We start from the raw sequence: 23114 nt of genomic DNA, 5'->3' as shown, positions 1-23114 counted from the left end.
CGGCTGCGTTCGGGGAGAGACCGCGCACCGGGTTCAAAATTAATTACTGAACGATTACTAGAATTTCTCGTTTAGCTCATCCAGATAAGGTTGAACCAGGGACATTTTACTGTTCACCCATTCTTTCCAGTTCGCCTCCAGATCTCCGCTTTTCAGGATCAGGTTGGCATATTCGTTCTGGTAATCGAATGAAGCTTGACTCTTAGCTTTGGAATCGTACAGGTTGACATCCCAATCATATGCTGCAAGTGATTTGCCTTCTGTACCGAGTTTTGCTTTTTCTTCGAACAATTTCACGGCTCTATCACGGTAATCTTTTTTGATTGCAGGGTTTACAACACTGAAGTCGTCACCGAGCAGGTACAGACCTTCGAAACGTGCTGGATATTTGTCTTCCAATACTGTTCCTTCTGGCAACAAGCTAACCAGTTCCTGGTTCTCATCGTATTTCCAATCTGTTCCTTCAAAGCCCATGTTGATGAGCAACTGTCCTTCTTTTGTTGCGGAGTAATCGATCAGATCCATGATCCGTTCGAATTTCTCATCGCTGATTTCAGGGTTGAAGATCAGTGCGGACCAGAAGTTTGCTTGCTCCAAGTTACGGTATTTTCCGTCGTCTCCAAGAACAATTGCTGTGTGGACCAAATCATCACTGCTCACACCCAGATTTTTCTTCATATCCGAGTCCAGACCTTGTCTGTACGAAGCCAGTCCGCCCAGACTTGTAACTGCAGCTGTACCTGTTACTTTGAAGTTATTTTGACCTTCATTGTTTTTCCAAGTGTAGAACTCAGGGTTAAGCAGTCCATCTTTATATGCTTTTTGCATCAATTTCAGACCTGTAAGTGTCTCAGGATCCGAAGGCCCCCAGTGGAACTGGCCATCTTCACCTTTGTAGAATGGAGAGTCAGTCATGGCATGCACACTGTTCGGCATAATCATGTTTGTCATGGCATCTGCCGCATTGTAGGACAGAGGTACAAGTTTGTTACCCACTTTGCCTGGATCTTTTTCTTTCACTAGCGCAGCATATTCGTTCAATTCGGTTGTTGTATAAGCATCTTTCAGTTCAAAACCAACCGCTTCAGCCCAGTCTTTACGAAGCGCAATGACACCAATTTGGTTCGTCAGTGGGTCAGCTGGTTTGTTCTCGAAGTAGATTGGTCTAGGCAGGACATATGTTCCACCCGTCAATTCTTCCAACTTGTCTCCAAGACCCGTCAAATTGTAAGCTGCCGCCACGTTAGGCCAACGTTCCTTCCAGTCATCCGGGAATTTGTAGAACAAACCTTGTTCAATGCTGTTAATGGCATCGCCATGTACGTAGTTCCATACCGCTACATCCGGCAAGTCACCAGAGTTAATCCACAGACGAAGCTTCTCGCCCCATGAATCCCAATCGATATAGTTGTAGTCCCATGTTAAATTAAATTTGTCTGTCCAGAACTTGTGGAAGTCATTATCCAGGTTCCCGTTTTTGATTTCTGTCAGGTTAGCTACAGAGATGGTCAGGTTGTCTTTGTAATTTCCCTCTGCATCTTTTTCGTTACCACCTGAAGCTCCTTGGCTGGAACAAGCGGTCACCATCAGCATAACTACACTAAGCGTGATGGCAAAGAGAGCTCTTACTGACAACTTTTTGTTCGTTTTCATGTTTTACCCCCATGTTTTTTAGTAGAATTTTATTGCAAAATCCTATACGTATATCAGGTCTTGATTGCCCCTGTTAATACCCCTTTGGCAAAGTGTTTTTGCAGCATTGGGAAGAAACACATAATTGGTACCATGGTGACAAATACGGCTGCCATCTTCATGCCCATTGAGAAGTTGCTTGCCTGGGCTGCATCCACACTGGATGCATTGGATGCATTCGTCTGAGATGTCACGATAATGTTTCTGAGTACATTCTGGAGCGGTAACTGATCCGCTTTTCGAAGGAATATCATCGCATCATACCAACTGTTCCAGTAAGCCACACCGTAGAACAACGTGATTGTAGCCATAATTGGTGTAGCCAGCGGAAGAACAACAGAGAACAAAATTCTCCACTCTCCGGCTCCATCCAGTCTCGCCGATTCCATGAGTGATTCAGGCAAGGTGTAGAAGTAGTTCATCATCAGAATCATGTTAAAAGCACTGAAGCTTCCCGCCAGGATAACGGACCACAGCGTACCTGTAAGATGAAGTGATTTCATGATCAGGTACAGTGGTACGATACCACCATTAAAGATCATGGTGAACAGTACCAGGAAAAAGAGAAATTTCTTAAACGGAAATTTGTTACGACTAAGGCCATATGCCATGCTTGTTGTCAGGAACAAGCTGAGTGGCAAGCCAATGACTAGCAATATAATTGTATTTTTGTACCCCGACAGAATCGTTCCGTCAGCGAACAATGCCTTGTAGGAATCCAATGTCCATTCTTTAGGGAACATCAAAAATGGATTGTCAGCATATTCTTTTTGTGTTGCAAACGAGATCATGATGACATTCCAGAACGGAATCAGGATCATCAGGGCAAGCACTAGTAATACGGCAAAAATAATGTAATCGAGAAGTGTCATTTTTTCTGTACCAATTCTCGGTTTTTTGTTAGCTTTCTTGCTCATCTCATTTTTCCTCCTCTCTTATCGGAACAAACCGTCTCCGCCAAGCCACTTGGCAAATCTGTCAGCAAGAAGCAGCAAGGCCATATTCACCAGGGAACGGAACAAGCTGACCGCTGTCGAGAATGAGAAATCGGTTGATGACTGGAACGTAATCCGATAGATATATACATCGAGTACTTCCGATACATTTTTGGTAGCGGCATTTGCCAAGTTGAAGATCTGGTCAAACCCGGAAGACATCAATCCACCAACCGACAGAATAAACATGATTGTGATGGTTGGAAGGATGTTCGGTAAAGTAATTTTGAACATCTGTTGCATACGGGAAGCCCCGTCAATCTGTGCTGATTCATACTGATCCTGATCAATACCGGAAATGGCAGCTAGGAATATAATCGCGCCCCATCCACTTGATTTCCAAATATCAGTCAACAGCAACATTGGTACAAAGTTGGATTCAGACCCCAGGAAGTTAATCGTTGGCAATCCGAGTAATCCGAGCGCGCTGTTTACCAGTCCGTCATATGCCAGCACATTGATGACTACCCCGGATACGATGATCCAGGACAGGAAGTGCGGGAACGTAAGTACGGTTTGGAACCACTTTTTCCCTCTGCGCATCCGCAGTTCATTCAGCAACAACGCCAGAATAATCGGGAACGGGAATTGGATAATCAGCTTTAGAATATTGATGTACAGCGTACGCCATACTGCGTCGATAAAGGTTGGATCACGGAAAACATATTTGAAGTTCTCGAATCCGCTCCATGGACTTCCCCAGATTCCCAGATTAGCCTTGTAATCTTTGAACGCCAGAGACAGGCCGCCCATTGGCATGTAGGCAAACAGGATTAGCCAGACAAGCCCCGGAATAAGCAGGGTGTATGTCATTCGGTGCTTCCAGATTTCAGTCCAGAGCGAATTGCCCTTCACGTTTCCCTTCAGCTTTTTGCTAGGTCCTTCGGCTGCAGGTTTCACATTGCATCTCCTCACTCTACTATGGTCTTGTCGTTGTACAGAAAATCAAACATCGTTCTCAGGTGGTGCTCCCAAAATCTCCATTCATGAGCCCCCGGCGTCTCCACATACCGAAAATCAAAGGTAGTCCCCTGCATGTATTTCGCATAGTCGCGATTCATCTCTACGAAGGGGTCACTATCGCCACAGCAACTGAGGATATCCGGTAAAGGAACACCCTGTTCAAGCAGCTTGGCCGACAGCGCGTAAATATCCTGATCGGCTTTCACCTGTAAACGTTCTCCAAAAACCGCTTTCATTTCCTTGATCATGGTCGCTGGCATATGGGGATCACGAAGTCGTGTCTGGATATCCGTTACGCCGGATAGAGACACTACTTTGCGATATCGCTCTGGATAAGTTAGTCCACATTTCAGTGCACCATATCCACCCATGGATAAACCGGCGACGTATGTTTTCTCCGGATCAGGATTCAGATTGAGCAGACGCTTGCATATTTCAGGTAACTCCTGAGTGATGTAGTGGAAGTAATTCAGGCCGTATTCCATATCGGTGTAATAGCTTCGATTCGCTTCCGGCATAATGATAGTACAGCCATATTGCGCTGCATACATCTCAATTGTGGTTAACCGCTGCCAGGTACTCGCATTATCGCCTGCCCCGTGCAACAGATATAGTGTACCGCCTGAAGTCTCTCCGGAGTCACTGGACACAACATGTATGCTGGTATTCATGCATAAGGTTGGCGATCCGGTTTCGATCGTTATATGCGCCATAATGTAACCCCTCTCATCATCGCCTGCTGTCTTTACTCACTCGCTTCTCTGGCGTTGGATTGCAGGCTGTTGTAGATTCCCTTGTATTACGATGGGTTATCGAAACGATTTTCTCGAATCGTTTCAAAACATAGCCAACGTTGATCCACGTGGACTTCATTACAACACTTTTAATGTGGAAGCGATTTCTTCGAATCGTTTCGAATAAATCATAAGCCCGATGAGTAAATCCTGTCAATAACCTTTTTACAAATTTCGCGTTATTTTCTCGAAAAAATGCTTTTTCAAGTCTAAATTTGCGCCCAAAGACACTATTATTGCGAAAAAATGAAATTTTAGTCAGTGCTATTACAACTCTAATTGACACCCAACCAGGTTTATACTAACATGGGTTCTGATTTTACACTCAAATTACGGAAACGTTTCACCAACCGATTTTACTCAGGTTTCACCTGATATTAGGGAGGTTAATATGTCTATACAACTCAAAGGCTTCGTTCAAACAATTACAGAACAACAATTGAACGTTTTCTCCATTCGCATATTACAAAAAGGGCATTTGCTTGCCCATTGGGACAGGGACGGGGATCAGCGACGGGTACAACATTCCATCAGTAAATCCTTCACCAGCATGGCCGTTGGTCTTGCGATTGAAGAAGGTCTGTTACATCTGGATGCTACACTTGGTGATTATTTCGCCTATAATGATATACCCATTGCACAGCACAATCTCCCCTCTCCGAAGGAACTAAAGTTACGCGATCTTCTCCGAATGTCTTCAGGCCATGACTCGCCGCCTCTTTGGGCTGATGAACGCGCTTCTTTGACCGAGAAGGACTGGGCAAAATATTACATGTCTCTGCCTCTGGACCGGATGCCTGGAGAACAATTTACATATAGCAGTGGTGATACCTTTATGATCTCGGCCATGCTGCAGGCTGCTACCGGCCAAACCGTGAAAGATTACCTGACTCCACGGTTATTTGAGCCGCTTGGCATTCATGATGTAGAGTGGGAAACCTCTCCACTCGGTGTAACGCTCGGCTGTGCTGGTCTATGGATAAGCAATGAGGAACTAAGTCGATTTGGACAGTTAATGCTGCAGGAGGGCCTCTGGGAAGGCACACAGCTTGTACCTGCGGATTGGATCAGACAGGCTACGTCCCGGCAGATCGAAACGACTGGAGGTGGTGATTGGGGAGAAGGATACGGATATCAGTTCTGGTTGTGTTCTCATGGCGCTTACCGCGCCGATGGAGCTTATGGTCAATTGTGTGTCGTCGTTCCCTCAAAGGAAGCTGTCATATGTATTAATAGTGAGGAAGAGAATATGCAAGGCATCCTGAATACCGTATGGAATGAGGTTTTACCTCTTTACAACTAGCGTTAGTCTACGTATTTTATCTTTTTATCATTTTGAGATTATGCTATCCGCTAGATATTAAAACAAAAAAACGCCATGGAGTCATAAAACCCCATGGCGTTACTTCTTACCCGTGCTGTGGAAGCTGAGTCATTTCATCTAAACATTGTGCGCATATGTAACGCTCTTTGAACTCGTTGACTTCCTCGATGGATCCGCAGAAAATACATTTTGGACGATATCTCTCCAAGATAATATGGTCCCCTTGTACTAAAATCTCTACAGGATCTCCCTCATTCATTTGATACCTTTTACGCAAAGATTTAGGCAATACGATCCTACCTAATTGGTCAACTTTGCGAACTACTCCAGCTGGCTTCATAGCTACGGCACACCTCTCCTATCTTACTCTAAATTTCTAGGTACATTTGTACTATGTTTATAGATTCGCCAAGATTTTGTCGAATCCTGCTGGAAATAAACATTTTTTGTACTTTTTTTTGAAAAATGTTTTTTTACCGAATTCTAGTCGGCATGAATAACCTGAATTTATCCCTCTAACCCCGGAAAATTGAGCTGGCGTAATGCTTCATACACAATAATGGCTGCCGAATTCGACAGATTTAATGATCTAACATCACCAGTCATTGGCATTTTCATACATGTATCGGGATTGGCAGCAATTAATTCAGGCGGCAGGCCTTTAGTCTCTTTACCAAAGACGAGGAAATCCCCATCCTGAAAATTAAAATCACTGTATCGGTTCTTCGCCTTCGTAGTTGCGTAGAAGAAACGACCTTCCGAATATTTTTCCTGAACCTCGGCGAACGAGTCGTGGTATTCAATATGAACGGCATGCCAGTAGTCCAGCCCTGCCCGTTTCAATGTAGCATCATCTGTTCGAAATCCAAGTGGACGCACGAGATGCAGATGGGTGCCGGTTGCCGCACAAGTACGAGAAATATTTCCTGTGTTTGCCGGAATTTCTGGTTCAACCAGAACGATGTGTAAAGCCATATGTGTTCAATCTCCTTTTCATTTCATGTTGACGACAACCCTCTAATCTTAAAGAAAAGCCCTCCACACGTCAATGTGGAAGGCTCTGGTAAGGCACAGGATTAGACACTAAGGTCTATGACACAGTACCTATACTGTTATCCATTTGTCTTCTGAAAGTGGTTCATGAAGTCTGTGAGCGCCTTAACACTCTCATAAGGAGCAGCATTGTATATGGAGGCACGAAGACCACCCACACTGCGATGTCCTTTCAGACCTACGAATCCTTCTTCCTCCGATGCCTTGATGAACTTCTTCTCCAGTTCCTCAGAAGCAAGGCGGAAGGTTACATTCATCAGGGAACGATCTTCTGGTTCGACACAACCACGGTAGAAATCACCGGAAGAATCAATCGTGTTATAGAGCAATTCCGCTTTTTTCTTATTTTTTTGCTCCATACCAGCCAATCCGCCCTGTTCTTCAATCCATTTCAACACTTCATTCACCATATATACCGAGAAGGAAGGTGGCGTGTTATATAGGGAGTTATTATCTACATGCGTGCTGTAACGAAGCATCGTTGGAATCGTTTTGGGTGATTCGCCCACCAGTTCCTCACGAGCAATAACAACCGTGATTCCGGATGGACCCAAGTTCTTCTGCGCACCCGCGTAGATCATGCCAAATTGATTGAGATCAAATGGTTTACAGAAGATGTCACTCGACATGTCCGCAATCAGAGGTACAGAACCAGTATCCGGGAACGACTTAAATTGCGTACCTTCGATTGTTTCGTTGGAAGTGAGATGCACATAAGCCGTACGTTCCGGCAAACTCAGATTTGAAACATCCGGCAATTTCATGAACTTCTCTGCTTCTGAAGATGCAGCAACATGCGTCTCGCCGATCAACTTCGCCTCAGACAGAGCCTTCTTGGCCCAGCTGCCAGTCATCACGTAACTTGCAGTCTGCCCTTCCCCGAGCAGGTTCATTGGTAGCATCGCGAACTGAGTGCTTGCACCGCCCTGCAGAAATAGAACCTTGTAACCTTTTGGATTGCCTAGAAGCGACAACAAGCGCTCCTGAGCTTCATTATGTACAGACTCGTACACCGCTCCACGGTGAGACATCTCCATAATCGACATGCCTGTGTTACGAAAATCTACAAATTCCGCCTGTGCACGCTCCAGTACCTCAAGTGGCAACGCCGCAGGTCCTGCATTAAAATTATACGCTCTCTTTGTCATAAAATCCCCCGCCCTTTCCATCCGTACTGACATACAAACAGCATTTTACACAATTCGATTAGAATCGCTCACGGGTATAAGAGTTGGACAGGAAGAAGCATCCTGATCCAACCAACGTATAGACGAATTGAATCATTTCGATCTATATCTTACTTATTGGAAGTCGCTCTATGGATTTGTGCAAAATGCACTCAAAGTAAATATTATCGCTATGATATCAGTATTCTCTATCTGCTTCAAGGGCAATATGCACTGAAGTGTTCAATTCAGGCCATCAAATTCCTTTATCACCCTGCAAAGTTAAAGCACTACATTGTTTAATTCAAGGAAAAGCCTCCGAGAGCGTGTCCCGGAGGCTTTAAGTTGGAACAAGAACTGTTCCGACCTCGACCGATTAGCAGTCGAAGTAGAGGCTGTACTCGTGCGGATGAATGCGAATGGCTACTGCTTTTGCTTCATCACGCTTGAGGTTGATGTAGTTTTCAATGAATTCTTTTGTGAATACGCCGCCTTCAGTCAAGAACTCGTTATCAGCTGCCAATGCATCCAGTGCTTCTTCGAGAGAAGCTGGCACACTGCGGATGTTTTCTTTATCTGCATCAGACAGGTCATAGATGTTTTTATCGAGCGGACCATATCCAAGTTCAGTTGGGTTGATTTTACGTTTGATTCCATCCAGACCAGCCATCAGCATTGCGGAGAATGCCAAGTACGGGTTAGCTGTGGAGTCCGGTGTACGGAACTCGATACGACAACCTTTTGGTGTCACAGCTGCAACCGGAATACGAACTGCTGCGGAACGGTTACCTTTGGAGTAAACCAGGTTTACCGGTGCTTCGTAACCAGGTACGAGACGTTTGAACGAGTTCGTACTAGGGTTAGTCAAAGCGATCAGTGCCGGAGCATGGTACAGGATACCTCCGATGTAGTGCAGAGCCATTTCACTCAGGTTAGCATATCCCGCTTTGTCATAGAACAATGGGGAATCGCCATCGAAGATGGATTGGTGAACGTGCATTCCGCTACCATTATCACCAAACAATGGTTTTGGCATAAATGTAGCAACTTTACCATATTGACGTGCAGTGTTGTGCACGATGTATTTGTATGCAAGCAGGTTATCTGCTGTTTTCTTCAGTGTATCAAAACGGAAGTTGATTTCGGCTTGACCCGCTGTCGCCACTTCATGGTGATGACGCTCGATGGACAGGCCAGCTTCCTCTAAAAGACGACACATCTCGCTACGAATATCTTGTTGTGTATCGACTGGAGCTACTGGAACATATCCGCCTTTAGTGCGAACTTTGAAGCCAAGGTTACCGCCTTCTTCTTTGCGGTTCGTGTTCCATGAAGCTTCTTCAGAATCTACATAGTAGGAAGAGCTATTCGTACCGCTCTCATAACGTACATCGTCGAAGATGAAGAACTCGGATTCAGGTGCGAAGAATGCCGCTGTACCTACACCGCTCTCTTGCAAGTAAGCTTCTGCTTTAACAGCGATGCTACGTGGGTCACGCTCATAACGCTCGCCATCCGGAGTGAAGATATCACACATAACATTCAATGTAGGGTGTGCAGTGAACGGATCGACATAAGTCGCTTCAGGATCTGGCATCATAACCATATCGGACTCTTCAATTCCGCGGAAACCTTGGATAGAAGAACCGTCAAAAGCTACTCCATTTACGAACGTGTCTGCATCAACAGCCGAAGCTGGCAACGAGATGTGATGTGCACGACCAGCTAAATCTACAAAACGAAAATCTACCCACTCGATGTTGTTCTCTTGAATTGATTTCAATACGTTTTCAACCGACATGTATTCGTCCTCCCAAATATTCCGAACATTAAACAACCCCACTAAGAAAATGTCTAAATTCGAATTTTTTTCTGTCGTCATTATAAATTCTGAAACATGACATCGTCAACACTTATGTAAGGTATTTTTTGTGAGTATGTTAGATATACTCACATTTTATAAATATGATAAATTCATATAACAACATAATTACTATACATTTAACCGGTTTAATGCGGTAAAGTGACCCCTTTCACATCCTAAATCATGGAAAAAACTTCACATCATAAATATTTCTTATCACCATTGATTAATAAATACGTTCAAAACTGCAAAATGTACAAAAAACCGGACATCCACCTGCTTCCGTCGCAATGAACACGACCACAGGAGATGCCCGGAATTGATCCAGACTCTTGACTATGATTCTTAAATTATACGCCTACACGAGCCGGGAAAAACTCTGCCGGTTGTTTGGCTGTGCTGAATGATTTACCCACGATTGGTGCCAATTTCTCCAGATCCTGCAGCAGGTTGGCGAATTGATCAGGGAACAAGGACTGCACACCATCTCCTGTCATGGAGTTATCCGGATCGGTATGCATTTCAATAATCAGACCATTGGCACCCGCAGCAACGGAAGCTTTTGTCATCGGTTCCACCAGTTCACGGCGTCCAGTACCATGACTCGGGTCAGAAATAACCGGCAAATGGCTCAGAGACTGCAGAACAGGGATCGCTGACAGATCAAGCGTATTTCGTGTGTAGGATTCAAACGTACGAATACCACGCTCACACAGCATGACATTCGGGTTACCGCCTGCAAGAATGTATTCAGCCGCATTCAACAATTCATCGTATGTCGCACTGAAGCCACGTTTCAACAATACCGGTTTGCCACACTCGCCCAATTTGCGGAGCAGGTCAAAGTTCTGCATGTTACGTGTACCTACTTGCAGAATATCGGCGTACTCGGCGCAAATATCCACATACTCAGGTGTCATGACTTCTGTAATGGTCAGCAGATCATGTTTCTTGCCTGCTTCCGCCATCATGATCAATCCCTCTACGCCCGTTCCCTGGAAGCTGTAAGGACCTGTACGCGGCTTGAATGCACCTCCACGTAACACTTGCCCGCCAGCAGCTTTCACAAGCCCGGCAATCTCATCAATCTGTGCAGCGGATTCAACCGCACATGGTCCGCCCATGACAACAAGTTCTTTTCCGCCGATATCTACACCTTTGATGGAGATCACCGTATCTTCCGGATGGAAGTCACGGCTCGCCAATTTGTAGGACTTTGAAATCTTAACGACATTCTCAACACCCTTCATTTGGCGAAGATGCTCTTGCATTTTAGGTTCAACTTTGCCAATTAGACCAATGATGGTACGATCCTCTCCGCGAGAGATATGCACCTGAAGCCCTTCTTTTTCGATAACTGCAACGATATCCTGAATCTGTTCCTCCGGAGTAGCTTTGCCTGCAATAACGATCATATCAATTCCCATCCTTCCTTGTATGAGAGCACAATACTTTCTTAACGTGCGTCTGATTAAATATAAAACTCTGTCACGCTTAAACGCTTGTTCGCTTTTAAGCTTTTATCCACTAAAGTGAATATATCATAGTTCCCTTTTTGCGTCAAGGTCCACATTCCTTATCCATATACAAAAAGAACCCCGGTACACAGGCTCCGAATTCGGTTCTGTGTACCAGGGTTCTTCTCAATTAACATCTTATTGATTAAAGTCTTTGTCGCTCACTTACATTTCGTTGCCCTACGGTGTACGTGTTTTTTCTCTGACTGGCGGCAGCAATTTGCTCATGTTCACGGTACGCTTGATTTCCCACGTCTCCGGCTTGTCATGTTCATACTGCTCCAGATAAAGGATGACTTCCTTCGTAATCGGTGTTGGAGTTGAAGCACCCGAAGTAACCGCCACCTTGTTTACACCTTTCAGCCATTCTTGCTGAATTTCTGAGACATCGGATACACGGTAGGCCGTAACACCCGCAATCTCCTCCGACACTTGTGCCAGACGGTTGGAGTTATTGCTGCGAGGATCACCCACAACGATAACCAGATCTGCTTGACCTGCCTGTTCAGCGACAGCTTCCTGACGAACCTGAGTCGCGAGGCAAATCTCATTATGAATCTCTGCGCCTGGAAACTTCTCCAGCAGACGGCTCATAATGTGTTTGATATCCCACTGGCTCATGGTTGTCTGATTCGTAATAAGGATTTTGCCTGAAGGTACGTTCAGTTCTTCGATCTCTTCTTCCTTCTCGATCAGATGAACGAGATCTGGTGCAACGCCTACGGCACCTTCTGGTTCAGGGTGATTCTTTTTGCCGATATAGATGATCTGATAACCTTCTGCCGTCTTCTCCCGAATGAGATCATGTGTCTTGGTGACATCAGGGCATGTTGCATCCACTGTTGTCAATCCTTTATCCCTTGCCAGTTTACGCACTTCAGGAGATACACCGTGAGCTGTAAAAATAATCGTGCCACTCTCCACTTGGCTCAAAATATCCATCCGGTTCGGACCATCCAATGTAATAATGCCTTCATCTTCAAAGGAATCCGTCACATGTTGGTTATGCACAATCATCCCTAATATATAAATAGGCCGTGGTAAATCCAGATTGCGTGCCGCTTGACGCGCGAGCACCATCGCATCCACAACGCCGTAACAATATCCACGCGGCGAAATTCGCAGTACTTCCACTTGGTAGCCACCCGCTTTCTTTCTCGGCAACGTTGCCGATGTAATTGCAGTCCTGTCTATTATACCTTTATTCGATAGGCGGAGCAAAGACAACCGGCAACCAGATAATAAAGGTCGTTCCTTCTCCACGTCTAGTTACAACCTCGACCGATCCATGGTGTTCCTCAATAATCCACTTCGCAATCGAAAGTCCCAGACCTATGCCCGGTGTAGCCCCGCGGGATTCATCTGCACGATAGAAACGATCAAAGATGAACGGTACTTCATCCCGATCCATTCCGATACCGGTATCGCTTATACGTAATCCCACCTGACCTTTATACAATACAGCATCAAGTGTCACAGAGCCTTCCGGCGTGTATTTAAATGCATTTTCGATGAAAATAAACAGCATCTGTTGCAGATAATCCTTGCTGCCGTTCACATAGATACCACTGAGAATCGACAGATCACCCGGACGCCAGTCGGCATGATGATCCAGGAATTGTGATCTTCGCGCTACTTCCTGTACCAATATCTGCAGTGGTATCGGATTCAGTTCAATTTTCTGCCCTGTATCCGCTCTCGCCAATGACAACATGTCACTGATCAATCTGCTCATACGCTTGCCCTCATCAGCCATGTCCTCCAACGCTTCGACGGACATCTGCCTTACCGTTTCTTCATCCAGATTCGGTCGGTCGGTTCCCTCCTGATCCCACAGTTTCTTCAGGAAGTCTACGTTCCCACGAATGGTGGTCAGTGGTGTGCGAAGTTCATGTGATGCATCAGATACAAATCTGCGCTGGGCAGCATTCGTCTCTTCCAACCCGCGGAAAGACAGTTCTGTACGCTCAAGCATATTATTCACCGTTTCAATCAAACGCCCGATCTCATCCTTCGGCCCCGCATATTGAATGCGTACACTTAAGTCATCTCCCGATTGAATCTGATTCGCGGCATCAATGACATTCACAAGCGGACGCATCGACTTGCGGGCCAGAACAAGACCTGAGGTAATAGCGAGGGCCATCGCTACCAGCCAGCCAAAAACCAAAATATTAAGCAACGCTTCCAGCAAGCGCTCCTGTGAACTTACATTGGCGCCCACCTGAAGAATTCCTCTAACTTCGTTGGTTCCCTGCAGAGACAGAGGCAGTTGGTTGACCAGAAATGGCGTTCCATCCACATAGATCTTGGATATGCCACGCTTTTCAAGAATTTCATTAGATTTCAATACCGGAAACTGAATCCCCAGTTTCTCCATGTTACCGGAAATTCTGCCTGAACGACTCTGATAATCCCAGAGTTGAATATAAATTTGTGCCTCCTGAAGCTGGCTCTCTGTAAATGGATCCAGATCCAACGACTGCGAAAGAGGATTTACACCGATCTGCTCCGTTATCCGGGCACTCTTCACCTTCAATTGCTGTTCTACTTCCTGATAGGAGTTAAAATACACAAAGGCATAGATGACAACGCCCCAAAAAATAAGCACGGCGGCCAGGATACCAGAATACCATGCGGTTAATCTTAACCGGATGGACATGTCAGGAGTCACCTCTCAGAATATAGCCGGCTCCCCGGATGGTCTGGATTAGACGTTTGCCACCGTATTCTTCGGTCTTCTGTCTGAGCATGGCAATGTACACTTCAAGCACGTTAGACTCACCGCTGTAATCATAACCCCAGATTTTATCCATAATCAGATCGCGGGATAGTACCCGTCTCGGATTTTGCAAAAACAGATTCAACAGTTCGAATTCCTTGGCAGTCAGTTCCAGACGTTGCCCATCTCGTAATACTTCATGTGAGTCATTGTCCAGAATAATATCCTCATACATCAGGCGATTGTCCGGCGTGCCCGCGATGTCTGACTTGCGACGCAGCAATGCACGAACACGTGCCAATAATTCTTCCAACGCAAAAGGCTTCACGAGATAGTCGTCGGCCCCTGTATCCAATCCGGTCACCCGGCTCTGCACTTCATCCTTAGCCGTCAGCATTAGCACAGGCACTTTGCTGCCTGATTCTCTCAGTCTGCGACATACCTCAAATCCGTCAATCTGCGGCATCATAACATCAAGTACAACGATGTCCGGCTCTTTATCCATCAGTTTGCTAAGGCCTTCGGCTCCATTGGAAGCGGTCTGCACCTCATATCCTTCAAAAGCCAGCCCCCGGCGGAGCATGGACACAATTTTTTCGTCATCATCGACAATTAAAATAGTTGAGCGCATGGTCTTTCTCCTTTATCCTAACGTTTTATCCCATTGTAACAGGCAGAAGCACAATCTGCATCTTCAAGCACGAGTCTCCATCCATGCCTACTGCTTCTTCTCCCGCTTCATGAGGGCAAAAAAACGGAAGGGCCTACAAACCCTTCCGCTCTGTCCATCTTTAACCCGATATATTATCGTTGCTGTTGTTCTGTGGTTTGTGAAGTATCAAAATCATTTTTGTTTCCAATTTTGATCTTCAGATCCATCTTCTTACCATCACGCACAACATTCAATGTCACTTCACTGCCGATTTCCTGTTTCTTGATAAAATCAATCAGATCCTGACTTGTGGCGTACGGCGTACCGTTCGCACCTGTGATGATGTCATATGCACGAAGATCTGCTTGGTAAGCCGGCGATTGGAAGATCGTGCTAGCTACGACTGAACCTTCGGTCACATCTGTTCCCATTTGTTTAGCGACTTCAGGTGTGAGGGCCATCAGAGATGCACCGATAAAGGGTACTGGCTCTTTAGGAACTTCTTTGTTCTCTTTAAGATATTTAACCGCTTCAGAGATGACGCTCGATGGAATCGCAAAACCTATCCCTTGTGCATCTGCGCTTACTGCAACGTTCATACCAATAACTTCCCCGTTCAGGTTAAGCAACGGACCACCGGAATTACCTGGGTTAATGGAAGCATCCGTTTGCAGCAAGTGGCTATATTCACGTGTTTTGCCTGTTTCTTCATCCGGAATGCTGATCGTACGTTCTTTGGCACTCAGTACACCTGCTGTAACGGTGTGTTCAAATCCTTCAGGATTACCGATAGCTACAAGCCATTCACCGACTTGAGTACTGTTGGAATCGCCCAGTGGAGCTACAGGGAAAGCATCGTCACCACTATTTTTCTCAATTTTCAATACGGCGAGATCCAGATCAAAGCTGCTTCCCAGTAATTTGGCTTCATAAGGCTTGCTGTTGTTTTCCAGTGTAACCTGAATCACATCTGCACCCTGAACCACGTGCTGGTTCGTCAGAATATATCCTTCTTTGTCAAAAATGAACCCGGAACCAATGCCCATAGGCACAAGCTGATTACTGCTTTGTGGTTGCTGGCTTTGCCCTTGATTGCCTTCCGTTCCGCCGCCATTACCGAAAAAGTATTGGTACAGCGGATCACTTGTATTCGATCCACCCTGACCAGCACCTGTGCGTGAGGACTGCTTCGCGAGTGTTTCGATTTTGACGACAGCCGGACTTGTACTTGTTACTACGGAAGAAACATCTTCTTTGCCTGTTGGCAGTAACGACGCTGTTACATTGTTGCCTCCGCCTGTGTTCGTGGATGTTTCCTGTCCCGAGCTTTGATTGTCCGCGTTCGTAAGTGCTGTCTCCGGTGTGAACATGTTCGTTCTGTCGGCTGTGTACATGAGAACGGTAATGACCAACATCCCGGCAATGAAGGAAAATAGAAGTGATCTTACGGAAGAGCGTGGCTTGCGGTTATTATAATTCCAGTTGCCTTTGCCGCCATTCCCTTGATCTCCGTTTCCGCCGCCCCCGGACGATCTTTTCGCTTGCTCGGATGATTCGCTGTTATAGTAAGTAGGTACGGGTCTCACCGGATCAGGTCTTGTAATCTCTACATTACCTTCTTCACGCTGATTATTGCTTCCCCTGTGATTTGCTGTATCTTCCTGATTAACGGACTGAAAAGGTCCATAAGAATAATAATAGGAGGATTCGTCCGTTCCGGAAGAATTGCGATTCTCCGTATGATTAGCTTCGTTTTCCTCGTCTTGACGGTTCGATCTATAATTACGTTCGTCCATGCCTCTCTACCTCCCAATCTCTTATTCGCAAGAGATATTCTTTAACTGTCCTTATTTTGTACTTTAAACCTTAACCGTACCTTAAAAACAATTAAAAAGGAGATAAAAGCACGTAAGAATAGATTATTTACCCCGTCATGACAGCATTTACCCTTTTGTTTTCACCCAGCCCTGACGATGCGCATAGATAGCCAATTGTGTACGATCATCCATCTCGCATTTCATCAGCAGGTTGCTCACATGTGTTTTGACGGTTTTGATACTGATATGTAATTCTTCTCCAATGTCCTTGTTGGTCTTTCCCTCTGCAATAAGCAACAGCACTTCCTTCTCTCGTTCAGTCAGACCTGATTCGCTCTCTCTCGCTGTACGCTGTCTGATTCCCCGAGTTAATGCCTGCGACACATCACCTGTCATCACAGGCATGCCTCTGTAAGCCCCTTGAAGAGCATAGATCAGTTCTTCGGCCGATACCGTCTTCAGCACATAACTGACCGCACCCGCCTCAATCGCTTGAACAACAAGATCATCCTCCAGGAAACTGGTGAGCATCACAATCTTCATCTTCGGAAATTCAGTCATAATGGCTTTTGTTGCTTCAGCACCATTCATTATTGGCATCATCAGATCCATCAGGATCAAGTCCGGCATTTCACTATCATTTAACTTACGCAACTGATCAAGAGCATCCTGCCCATGGCTCGCTTCCCCCATCACATGAAAAGTAGGCTCCAGCATCAGATACGTTTTCAATCCCATGCGTACCATATCATGGTCATCCACAATCATCACGTTTACTTTACCACTCATTCCGTCTCCCCCTCTGGTTCACTCAGGAACGTTCGGGAATTTCGGGATGAATACCCGTACCGTCGTTCCCGCTCCCGGCTTCGATATAATCTGAACTTGCCCCCCAAGCTTCTCCGCCCGTTCACGCATGGTGGATAACCCGTATGACCCCGGACGCTCCGCCTGCTGCAAAAATCCCTGGCCATCATCGCTTATGCTCATACTGATCTGATGTTCACTTTCCCGTATGGACAGACTGACCAGCCCAGCCTCTGCATGCTTCACTACATTGGCAACGGCCTCCTGGATAACAAGAAACAGCTGGTGCTCAATGGCATCCGAAATTCCGCCATCCAGTTCCAGCTCTTTCACACCTTTAAGACCATTCTGCCTGCAATAATCAGGAAACCAGCTATCCAGTGCCGCGGAGAGATCTCGCCCCTCCAGCTCCACCGGTCGAAGTTGGGCAATAAGTCCACGCATCTGACGCTGTGCAATATGTGACATCTGAATCAACTGATCCAGTACTTTACCGCCATGTTCCGGGTTCATCTCCAGCAGACGTGGCAAGGACGAAGCCGACATATGCATCGCGAACAGCTGCTGGCTAACCGTATCATGGAGATCCCTTGCCATACGTTTACGTTCTTCCAGCACCGCCCGCTCCGAGGCTTGCTCCTTCTCAATGACTTCCTGCTCACCAAGGCGCTGAAGCAGTCTCATCTTTTTCTCAATCGAATCCATCATGACATTGAACTCCTGATACACACGACCAAACGAAGCATCGTCCGCTTCAGGCATGCGAACCGCCAGATTGCCCTTGGACACTTTCAACATATTGAGATCCAGCAGATCGATCTTGCGCTGAAGCCGCAAAGCAGCGATGTACCCGGTGATAACGGTGGCCAGCACCACAACGGCGACATAGGTCCACGCCCGCTGACGTCCAGCCCCCATTAGTACCTCTCCATACAATAGATAGAATCCGCCCAGCGTAATCAGACCGGTTAGCGCAAAATACATCATCAGTTCCCATTTGTTTGCCTTGAGAATCGTTCGAATCATGCGTTAACCCACCTTATTGACTTTGACGTCTCCGATAAACACACTCACAATAATCCGTACCTTTTTGCTTGCTTCACGATAATGGGCAGTTTCAGCCTGGGCACTACTCAGGAATCCGCCGCGTTTCTGGTTCAACAATGACATGTCTCCAATGAATGAATTCGTCGTTACTGTCACACCCAGATCCATATCTTCTGGAACAAATACTTTCACATCCCCAATAAATGAAGAAATGACAATCTTCGTCTCACCGTAAGGAATCTGTGCTTTGGTCAAATCAATTACGGTATCTCCGATAAAAGCCGAGATGTTCATGGGTTTCAACGAGAATACTTCCTGCCCCATGTACAGATCACCGATGAACGCCGATTTATTAATGGTATTGCCACTCCCATAATCCCCATAACCATTTCCGCAGCCATCATCATAATGTTCTCCATATTCGGTATCGTTAGAGTTATACGATTGATATTTCTTCTTATACTGTTGCCCTTGTGATGATGAATCCGTTGATCCTGTGAAAAGAGGGCCATGTGAATCGTTCTTCTGTTCCTGTTTCGGTTTGCCAAATGTTTTCTCGAATTGTTCGTCAAACGACGATGGCATCTCCAGATCCTCCGGAGACAACGGTTTATAAGGTTGCTCAGGTGCTGGAGGTGGCTGCATCTTGTCATGATGTTTCCGATCACGACGTCGTGGCCCAATCAGTACAAACAATCCTCCGCCAATCAGCATAACCGGAATCAGATAACGGATGAACTCCCCCATAGAGTAATCAATCCATCCAAGGTTACGGGCTAGAAAGTAACCACCGATCGCCAGTACAATTACCGGTCCAATGAAGGCGTAACCCCCATTGCGACGAATCTCGGATATTCCTTTGACCCCCCACCAGATCAGAAATAACGGCCAATATGTTCTGAAAATATATCCTACATCAATGTCATATCCCAATTGTCTGAACAAGATCATCGCACCAATAGCAATAAGAGGTATGCCAACCCACCAGCGGTCACGCGTAGATCGTTTCATCGCTCATGTCTCCTTCGTCTGTATTATGTATCCAGTGTAACTCAGACAGGACAATGAGAACAGCGGCGGCAGATGGAAGTTATCTCGGTCTCGAGACTGAGATAGGAGGATAATTATGTAAAAAATTCACATATGTAAAACACCCCGGAGCTTTTGCTCCAGGGTGCTGAATCATTATTTGCTTAATGAATCTTTAATTATTTTTTGAATTTTCCTGCTTTGCCTTGGCTTGTTTGGCCTGTGTTTTCTACAGCAAACTCGGCATTGTATTTTTCATCAGGTGTTTGGAAATGATCTTGTACTTTGTGTTGAGCGGATTGTTTCACTTTAGCTGTTGCATTCTCTTCTCCGAACTCAGCATTGTACTTCTCGTTCGGCGTTTGGTACCCTTGTGATTTCTTAGCCACAACGAATCACCTCTCTCTTCATATTTACGCTGCATTACTGCACCGCGGGGTTCGTCCCCAGTCAGTATTATGTGAAGAGAGCACTTCAGTTATTCATGTGACCATGTGAAATTATATGGCCTTGTCCAGCCAAGAGTCCGGTACGGATTTGTACACGTCGATCGCATCTGCCAACTCGTTCAGCATTTTTTCTGTGCACTTCCCAGCACCTTGTCTGATCACTTGTACCTCAACATCCTTTTTGCCCCATTCCTTGTACACTTGCTTGGTTGTCGGGAAATACAGATCAATCTTATTGCCTTTGATCGCTGAACCGGTATCTGCAACAATCCCGTATCCGTAGCCCGGAATATACAGAATGGAGCCCATTGGGAATAATTTTGGATCAGCTGCAATCGTGGAAACTGTTTCTTTATCACGACGTACTTTTACACCGGAATACGTAATTCCGTATTGTGGGTGTTTAGGTCCTTTTCCTGTAGACTCGACCCCTGCCGTATATCCCGTTGCTGTCACCTTTTGTGTACCCAGTACTTGTTCTGAACGCGGAGCAAGCACCGGCATAGCTGAATCAGTCACTTGTTTCTCGGGAAGCTCAGGCCTTGGAATGACCATTGGTTGCGGTGACCATAGTAAAGCCATATACACCATGGTTGTCAGCTGGGCCTCATCGCTGTATTGATCGCTGATCTGTTCCGGAAATTCTTGATCAGACTTGCTCAAAGTTTCAATCGAAGCCTCATTGCTCCGACTCTCGACATGCAGTACTGCACTTTCCTCTTCAAATGTATAAGCATCCGCCTGATTCAGGGTGACCATCATTCCGGCGAACATTACACAGCCAACCAGTAAACTCCGTATAGTTTTCTTTTGAATTGAGAATTGCTTTTTCATTGTATAACCTCCCCCTCACTGCAAAGGTTTTCCAAAAAGCAATTAATCTATACTTTTGACAGCGAACACTACGAAAAAACGCCTGAATAACATAGGTCAATCCCATGTCACTCAGGCGTTTTTCTGATTGATCAGCGCAACTTATGCACTGGTTATCTGATAGAGCATTTGTTCAATTACACCAAACGTGTTGCAATTTCCTCTTTCAGTTGAGCGATAATCTCATCGACCGGTTTCATGCCCAAATCGCCTTCCCCACGCTTACGCACGGATACTGCTTCTGCATTACGCTCATTCTCACCAACAACAAACATATAAGGCATTTTCTCAAGCTGCGCCTCACGGATCTTATATCCAAGCTTCTCATTCCGCAGATCAGCTTCAGCAGAGATTCCCGCACGTTTCAGCTTCGCTTCTACTTCACGCGCATAATCGTCGAAGTTTCCGGATACCGGGATCACTTTTGCCTGAACCGGAGACAACCACAGCGGGAAAGCTCCTGCAAAGTTCTCCAGCAAGAATGCTGTGAAACGTTCCATTGTACTAATTACACCGCGATGAATAACGACCGGACGATGTTTCTGTCCGTCATCTCCCACATATTCAAGTTCAAAGCGCTCAGGCAACAGGAAGTCCAGTTGAACCGTAGACAATGTCTCTTCTTTGCCCAGTGCTGTTTTGATCTGCACATCCAGTTTCGGACCATAGAACGCGGCTTCACCTTCTGCTTCATAGAATGGAAGGTCAAGTTCTTCCACAACTTCACGCAGCATGCGTTGGGACATCTCCCACATCTCGTCGTTCTGGAAGTATTTCTCGGTATCCTTCGGATCGCGATAGGACAGACGGAAACGATATTCGTTGATCCCGAAATCCTTGTATACCGTTTGAATCAACTCGATAACACGAGCAAACTCTTCCTTGATCTGATCCGGGCGTGCAAAAATGTGTGAGTCGTTCAGAGTCATAGCACGTACACGATGCAGACCTGTTAACGCCCCCGACATCTCGTAACGGTGCATCATGCCAAGCTCGGCAATCCGGATTGGCAGATCACGGTAGCTGTGCATGCTGGACTTGTACACCATCATATGGTGAGGACAGTTCATTGGACGGAGAACGAGTTCCTCGTTATCCATAACCATTTTCGGGAACATATCTTCCTGGTAGTGCTCCCAGTGTCCGGATGTTTTGTACAATTCCACGTTACCCAGAACCGGTGTGTAAACATGCTGATATCCAAGGCTTTCTTCCAGATCCACAATGTAACGCTCCAAAGTCCGGCGCAGTTTTGCACCGTTAGGCAACCAGATTGGCAGGCCTTGACCGACCAGTTGGGAGAATGTGAACATTTCCAACTCTTTACCGAGCTTACGGTGGTCGCGTTTGCGAGCTTCTTCAAGGAAGTGCAGATGCTCGTCCAGCTGTGCTTTCTTCACAAAAGCCGTACCATAGATACGTTGAAGCATTTTGTTTTTGCTATCTCCACGCCAGTATGCACCAGCCACATTCATCAGTTTGAACACTTTGATTTTGCTAGTCGATGGTACGTGAGGACCACGACACAAGTCGAAGAATTCACCTTGCTCATAAATGGTAATTACGCTGTCTTCCGGCAAGTCACGAATCAACTCAAGTTTGTACGGATCGCCTACTTCTTCAAACGTTTTAATCGCGTCCTCGCGGCTAACTTCCTTACGTACAATCGGCAAGTTCTCGTTCACAATACGTTCCATTTCCTTCTCAATCTTTTGCAGATCTTCAGGATTAAGCGGGTGTTCGAGGTCCATATCATAGTAGAAACCATCTTCGATGACAGGGCCAATGCCAAGGCGTACCTCTTTGTTACCATATAAACGCTTCACTGCTTGAGCCATCAAGTGAGCTGTACTATGACGCATTACTTCAAGTCCTTCTGGTGAATCCAAAGTTACGATCTCCACCAATGCTCCTTCATGAAGCGTTGTGGACAAGTCCACCACAATCCCATCCAGCTTGCCGGCTACGGCATTTTTGCGCAATCCGCTGCTAATCGAAGCCGCTACATCCTCAATGCTGCTGCCATCTGCATACTCCCGTACCGAACCATCCGGTAATTTAATGTTCACTGCCATTTATCTCATTCCTCCTGTAAATGTAACCTTCGTGTCCAGATGTTCTTGGACTGATGATCTATTGCTATTCCAGTCATTTTGCAAAGGAACGCAAAAAACACCCGTCCCGGCAAAGGGACGAGTGACATATACTCGTGGTTCCACCCTAATTCAGCTGATTCATTCCTATTCGGAAATACAGCCCTCATTGGCATGACGATAACGGGCATGACCCGGCAGATCCTTACTCGCGGATAATCCCCAATAAAGGCGATATTCTAACTCCACTTTCAAAA

20 protein-coding genes are annotated in these 23114 nt (G+C 46.0%); 1 reads left to right on the top strand and 19 read right to left on the bottom strand.

Annotated features, from left to right (window positions below):
- Nucleotides 1-57: 57 nt before the first annotated feature.
- Genes AC1S8V_RS09165 through AC1S8V_RS09150 form a run of 4 tightly spaced genes read right to left on the bottom strand, consistent with a single transcriptional unit; the run spans nucleotide 58 to nucleotide 4363 of the window.
- Nucleotides 58-1653 carry a type 2 periplasmic-binding domain-containing protein gene (locus tag AC1S8V_RS09165; RefSeq protein ID WP_482073354.1) on the bottom strand — a complete coding sequence of 532 codons (1596 nt, stop codon included), beginning with the start codon at nucleotides 1651-1653 and terminating at the stop codon, nucleotides 58-60.
- Between the two features lie 53 nt (nucleotides 1654-1706).
- Complete coding sequence (locus AC1S8V_RS09160) at nucleotides 1707-2609, bottom strand: carbohydrate ABC transporter permease (RefSeq protein WP_315936721.1); 903 nt, start codon at nucleotides 2607-2609, stop codon at nucleotides 1707-1709.
- Nucleotides 2610-2627: 18 nt separating this feature from the next.
- Complete coding sequence (locus AC1S8V_RS09155; RefSeq protein WP_215076918.1) at nucleotides 2628-3587, bottom strand: ABC transporter permease; 960 nt, start codon at nucleotides 3585-3587, stop codon at nucleotides 2628-2630.
- Nucleotides 3588-3598: 11 nt separating this feature from the next.
- On the bottom strand, nucleotides 3599-4363 hold the full coding sequence (locus AC1S8V_RS09150; protein WP_482073353.1) for an alpha/beta hydrolase: 765 nt from the start codon (nucleotides 4361-4363) through the stop codon (nucleotides 3599-3601).
- Nucleotides 4364-4835: 472 nt separating this feature from the next.
- On the opposite strand from AC1S8V_RS09150, the gene AC1S8V_RS09145 reads away from it, so the two are divergent.
- Nucleotides 4836-5747 carry a serine hydrolase domain-containing protein gene (locus tag AC1S8V_RS09145; protein ID WP_482073352.1) on the top strand — a complete coding sequence of 304 codons (912 nt, stop codon included), beginning with the start codon at nucleotides 4836-4838 and terminating at the stop codon, nucleotides 5745-5747.
- Between the two features lie 106 nt (nucleotides 5748-5853).
- Here the strand turns inward: AC1S8V_RS09145 and AC1S8V_RS09140 are convergent, their stop codons facing one another.
- From AC1S8V_RS09140 to thrS, 15 genes are all read right to left on the bottom strand, one after another.
- Nucleotides 5854-6108: an AbrB/MazE/SpoVT family DNA-binding domain-containing protein gene (locus AC1S8V_RS09140; protein WP_036610032.1), complete on the bottom strand. Its 255-nt coding sequence runs from the start codon at nucleotides 6106-6108 to the stop codon at nucleotides 5854-5856.
- A 167-nt stretch (nucleotides 6109-6275) separates the two neighbouring features.
- On the bottom strand, nucleotides 6276-6743 hold the full coding sequence (gene trmL / locus AC1S8V_RS09135; protein WP_211081130.1) for a tRNA (uridine(34)/cytosine(34)/5-carboxymethylaminomethyluridine(34)-2'-O)-methyltransferase TrmL: 468 nt from the start codon (nucleotides 6741-6743) through the stop codon (nucleotides 6276-6278).
- 137 nt (nucleotides 6744-6880) lie between these two features.
- Nucleotides 6881-7969: a 3-phosphoserine/phosphohydroxythreonine transaminase gene (serC, locus tag AC1S8V_RS09130; RefSeq protein ID WP_482073351.1), complete on the bottom strand. Its 1089-nt coding sequence runs from the start codon at nucleotides 7967-7969 to the stop codon at nucleotides 6881-6883.
- 394 nt (nucleotides 7970-8363) lie between these two features.
- A complete protein-coding gene (gene glnA / locus AC1S8V_RS09125; RefSeq protein ID WP_074094318.1) occupies nucleotides 8364-9788 on the bottom strand; it encodes a type I glutamate--ammonia ligase in 1425 nt (474 codons plus the stop codon).
- A 413-nt stretch (nucleotides 9789-10201) separates the two neighbouring features.
- The gene (aroF, locus tag AC1S8V_RS09120) at nucleotides 10202-11266 is read right to left on the bottom strand and encodes a 3-deoxy-7-phosphoheptulonate synthase (protein WP_036610039.1); all 1065 of its coding nucleotides are present in this window, start codon (nucleotides 11264-11266) and stop codon (nucleotides 10202-10204) included.
- Between the two features lie 282 nt (nucleotides 11267-11548).
- A complete protein-coding gene (locus AC1S8V_RS09115; protein WP_482074434.1) occupies nucleotides 11549-12502 on the bottom strand; it encodes a 4-hydroxy-3-methylbut-2-enyl diphosphate reductase in 954 nt (317 codons plus the stop codon).
- Nucleotides 12503-12569: 67 nt separating this feature from the next.
- Nucleotides 12570-14030, bottom strand: coding sequence for a sensor histidine kinase (locus tag AC1S8V_RS09110; RefSeq protein WP_482073350.1), 1461 nt, complete (start codon nucleotides 14028-14030; stop codon nucleotides 12570-12572).
- 1 nt (nucleotide 14031) lies between these two features.
- Nucleotides 14032-14721 (bottom strand): response regulator transcription factor, encoded by a 690-nt coding sequence (locus AC1S8V_RS09105; protein ID WP_482073349.1) that lies wholly within the window; start codon nucleotides 14719-14721, stop codon nucleotides 14032-14034.
- Between the two features lie 173 nt (nucleotides 14722-14894).
- Nucleotides 14895-16538, bottom strand: coding sequence for a S1C family serine protease (locus AC1S8V_RS09100; RefSeq protein WP_482073348.1), 1644 nt, complete (start codon nucleotides 16536-16538; stop codon nucleotides 14895-14897).
- 147 nt (nucleotides 16539-16685) lie between these two features.
- Complete coding sequence (locus AC1S8V_RS09095) at nucleotides 16686-17348, bottom strand: response regulator (RefSeq protein ID WP_336760708.1); 663 nt, start codon at nucleotides 17346-17348, stop codon at nucleotides 16686-16688.
- Nucleotides 17349-17366: 18 nt separating this feature from the next.
- Nucleotides 17367-18392, bottom strand: coding sequence for a HAMP domain-containing sensor histidine kinase (locus tag AC1S8V_RS09090; RefSeq protein ID WP_264929978.1), 1026 nt, complete (start codon nucleotides 18390-18392; stop codon nucleotides 17367-17369).
- A gap of 3 nt (nucleotides 18393-18395) precedes the next feature.
- The gene (gene liaF, locus AC1S8V_RS09085; protein ID WP_482073347.1) at nucleotides 18396-19424 is read right to left on the bottom strand and encodes a cell wall-active antibiotics response protein LiaF; all 1029 of its coding nucleotides are present in this window, start codon (nucleotides 19422-19424) and stop codon (nucleotides 18396-18398) included.
- A gap of 197 nt (nucleotides 19425-19621) precedes the next feature.
- Complete coding sequence (locus AC1S8V_RS09080; protein WP_482073346.1) at nucleotides 19622-19831, bottom strand: hypothetical protein; 210 nt, start codon at nucleotides 19829-19831, stop codon at nucleotides 19622-19624.
- A 111-nt stretch (nucleotides 19832-19942) separates the two neighbouring features.
- Complete coding sequence (locus AC1S8V_RS09075) at nucleotides 19943-20725, bottom strand: 3D domain-containing protein (RefSeq protein ID WP_482073345.1); 783 nt, start codon at nucleotides 20723-20725, stop codon at nucleotides 19943-19945.
- A 176-nt stretch (nucleotides 20726-20901) separates the two neighbouring features.
- Nucleotides 20902-22839, bottom strand: coding sequence for a threonine--tRNA ligase (gene thrS / locus AC1S8V_RS09070; RefSeq protein WP_482073344.1), 1938 nt, complete (start codon nucleotides 22837-22839; stop codon nucleotides 20902-20904).
- Nucleotides 22840-23114: the final 275 nt, after the last annotated feature.

This window comes from Paenibacillus sp. B46(2026) (genome assembly GCF_056786355.1).
This window is presented reverse-complemented; position numbering and strand designations above follow the sequence as displayed.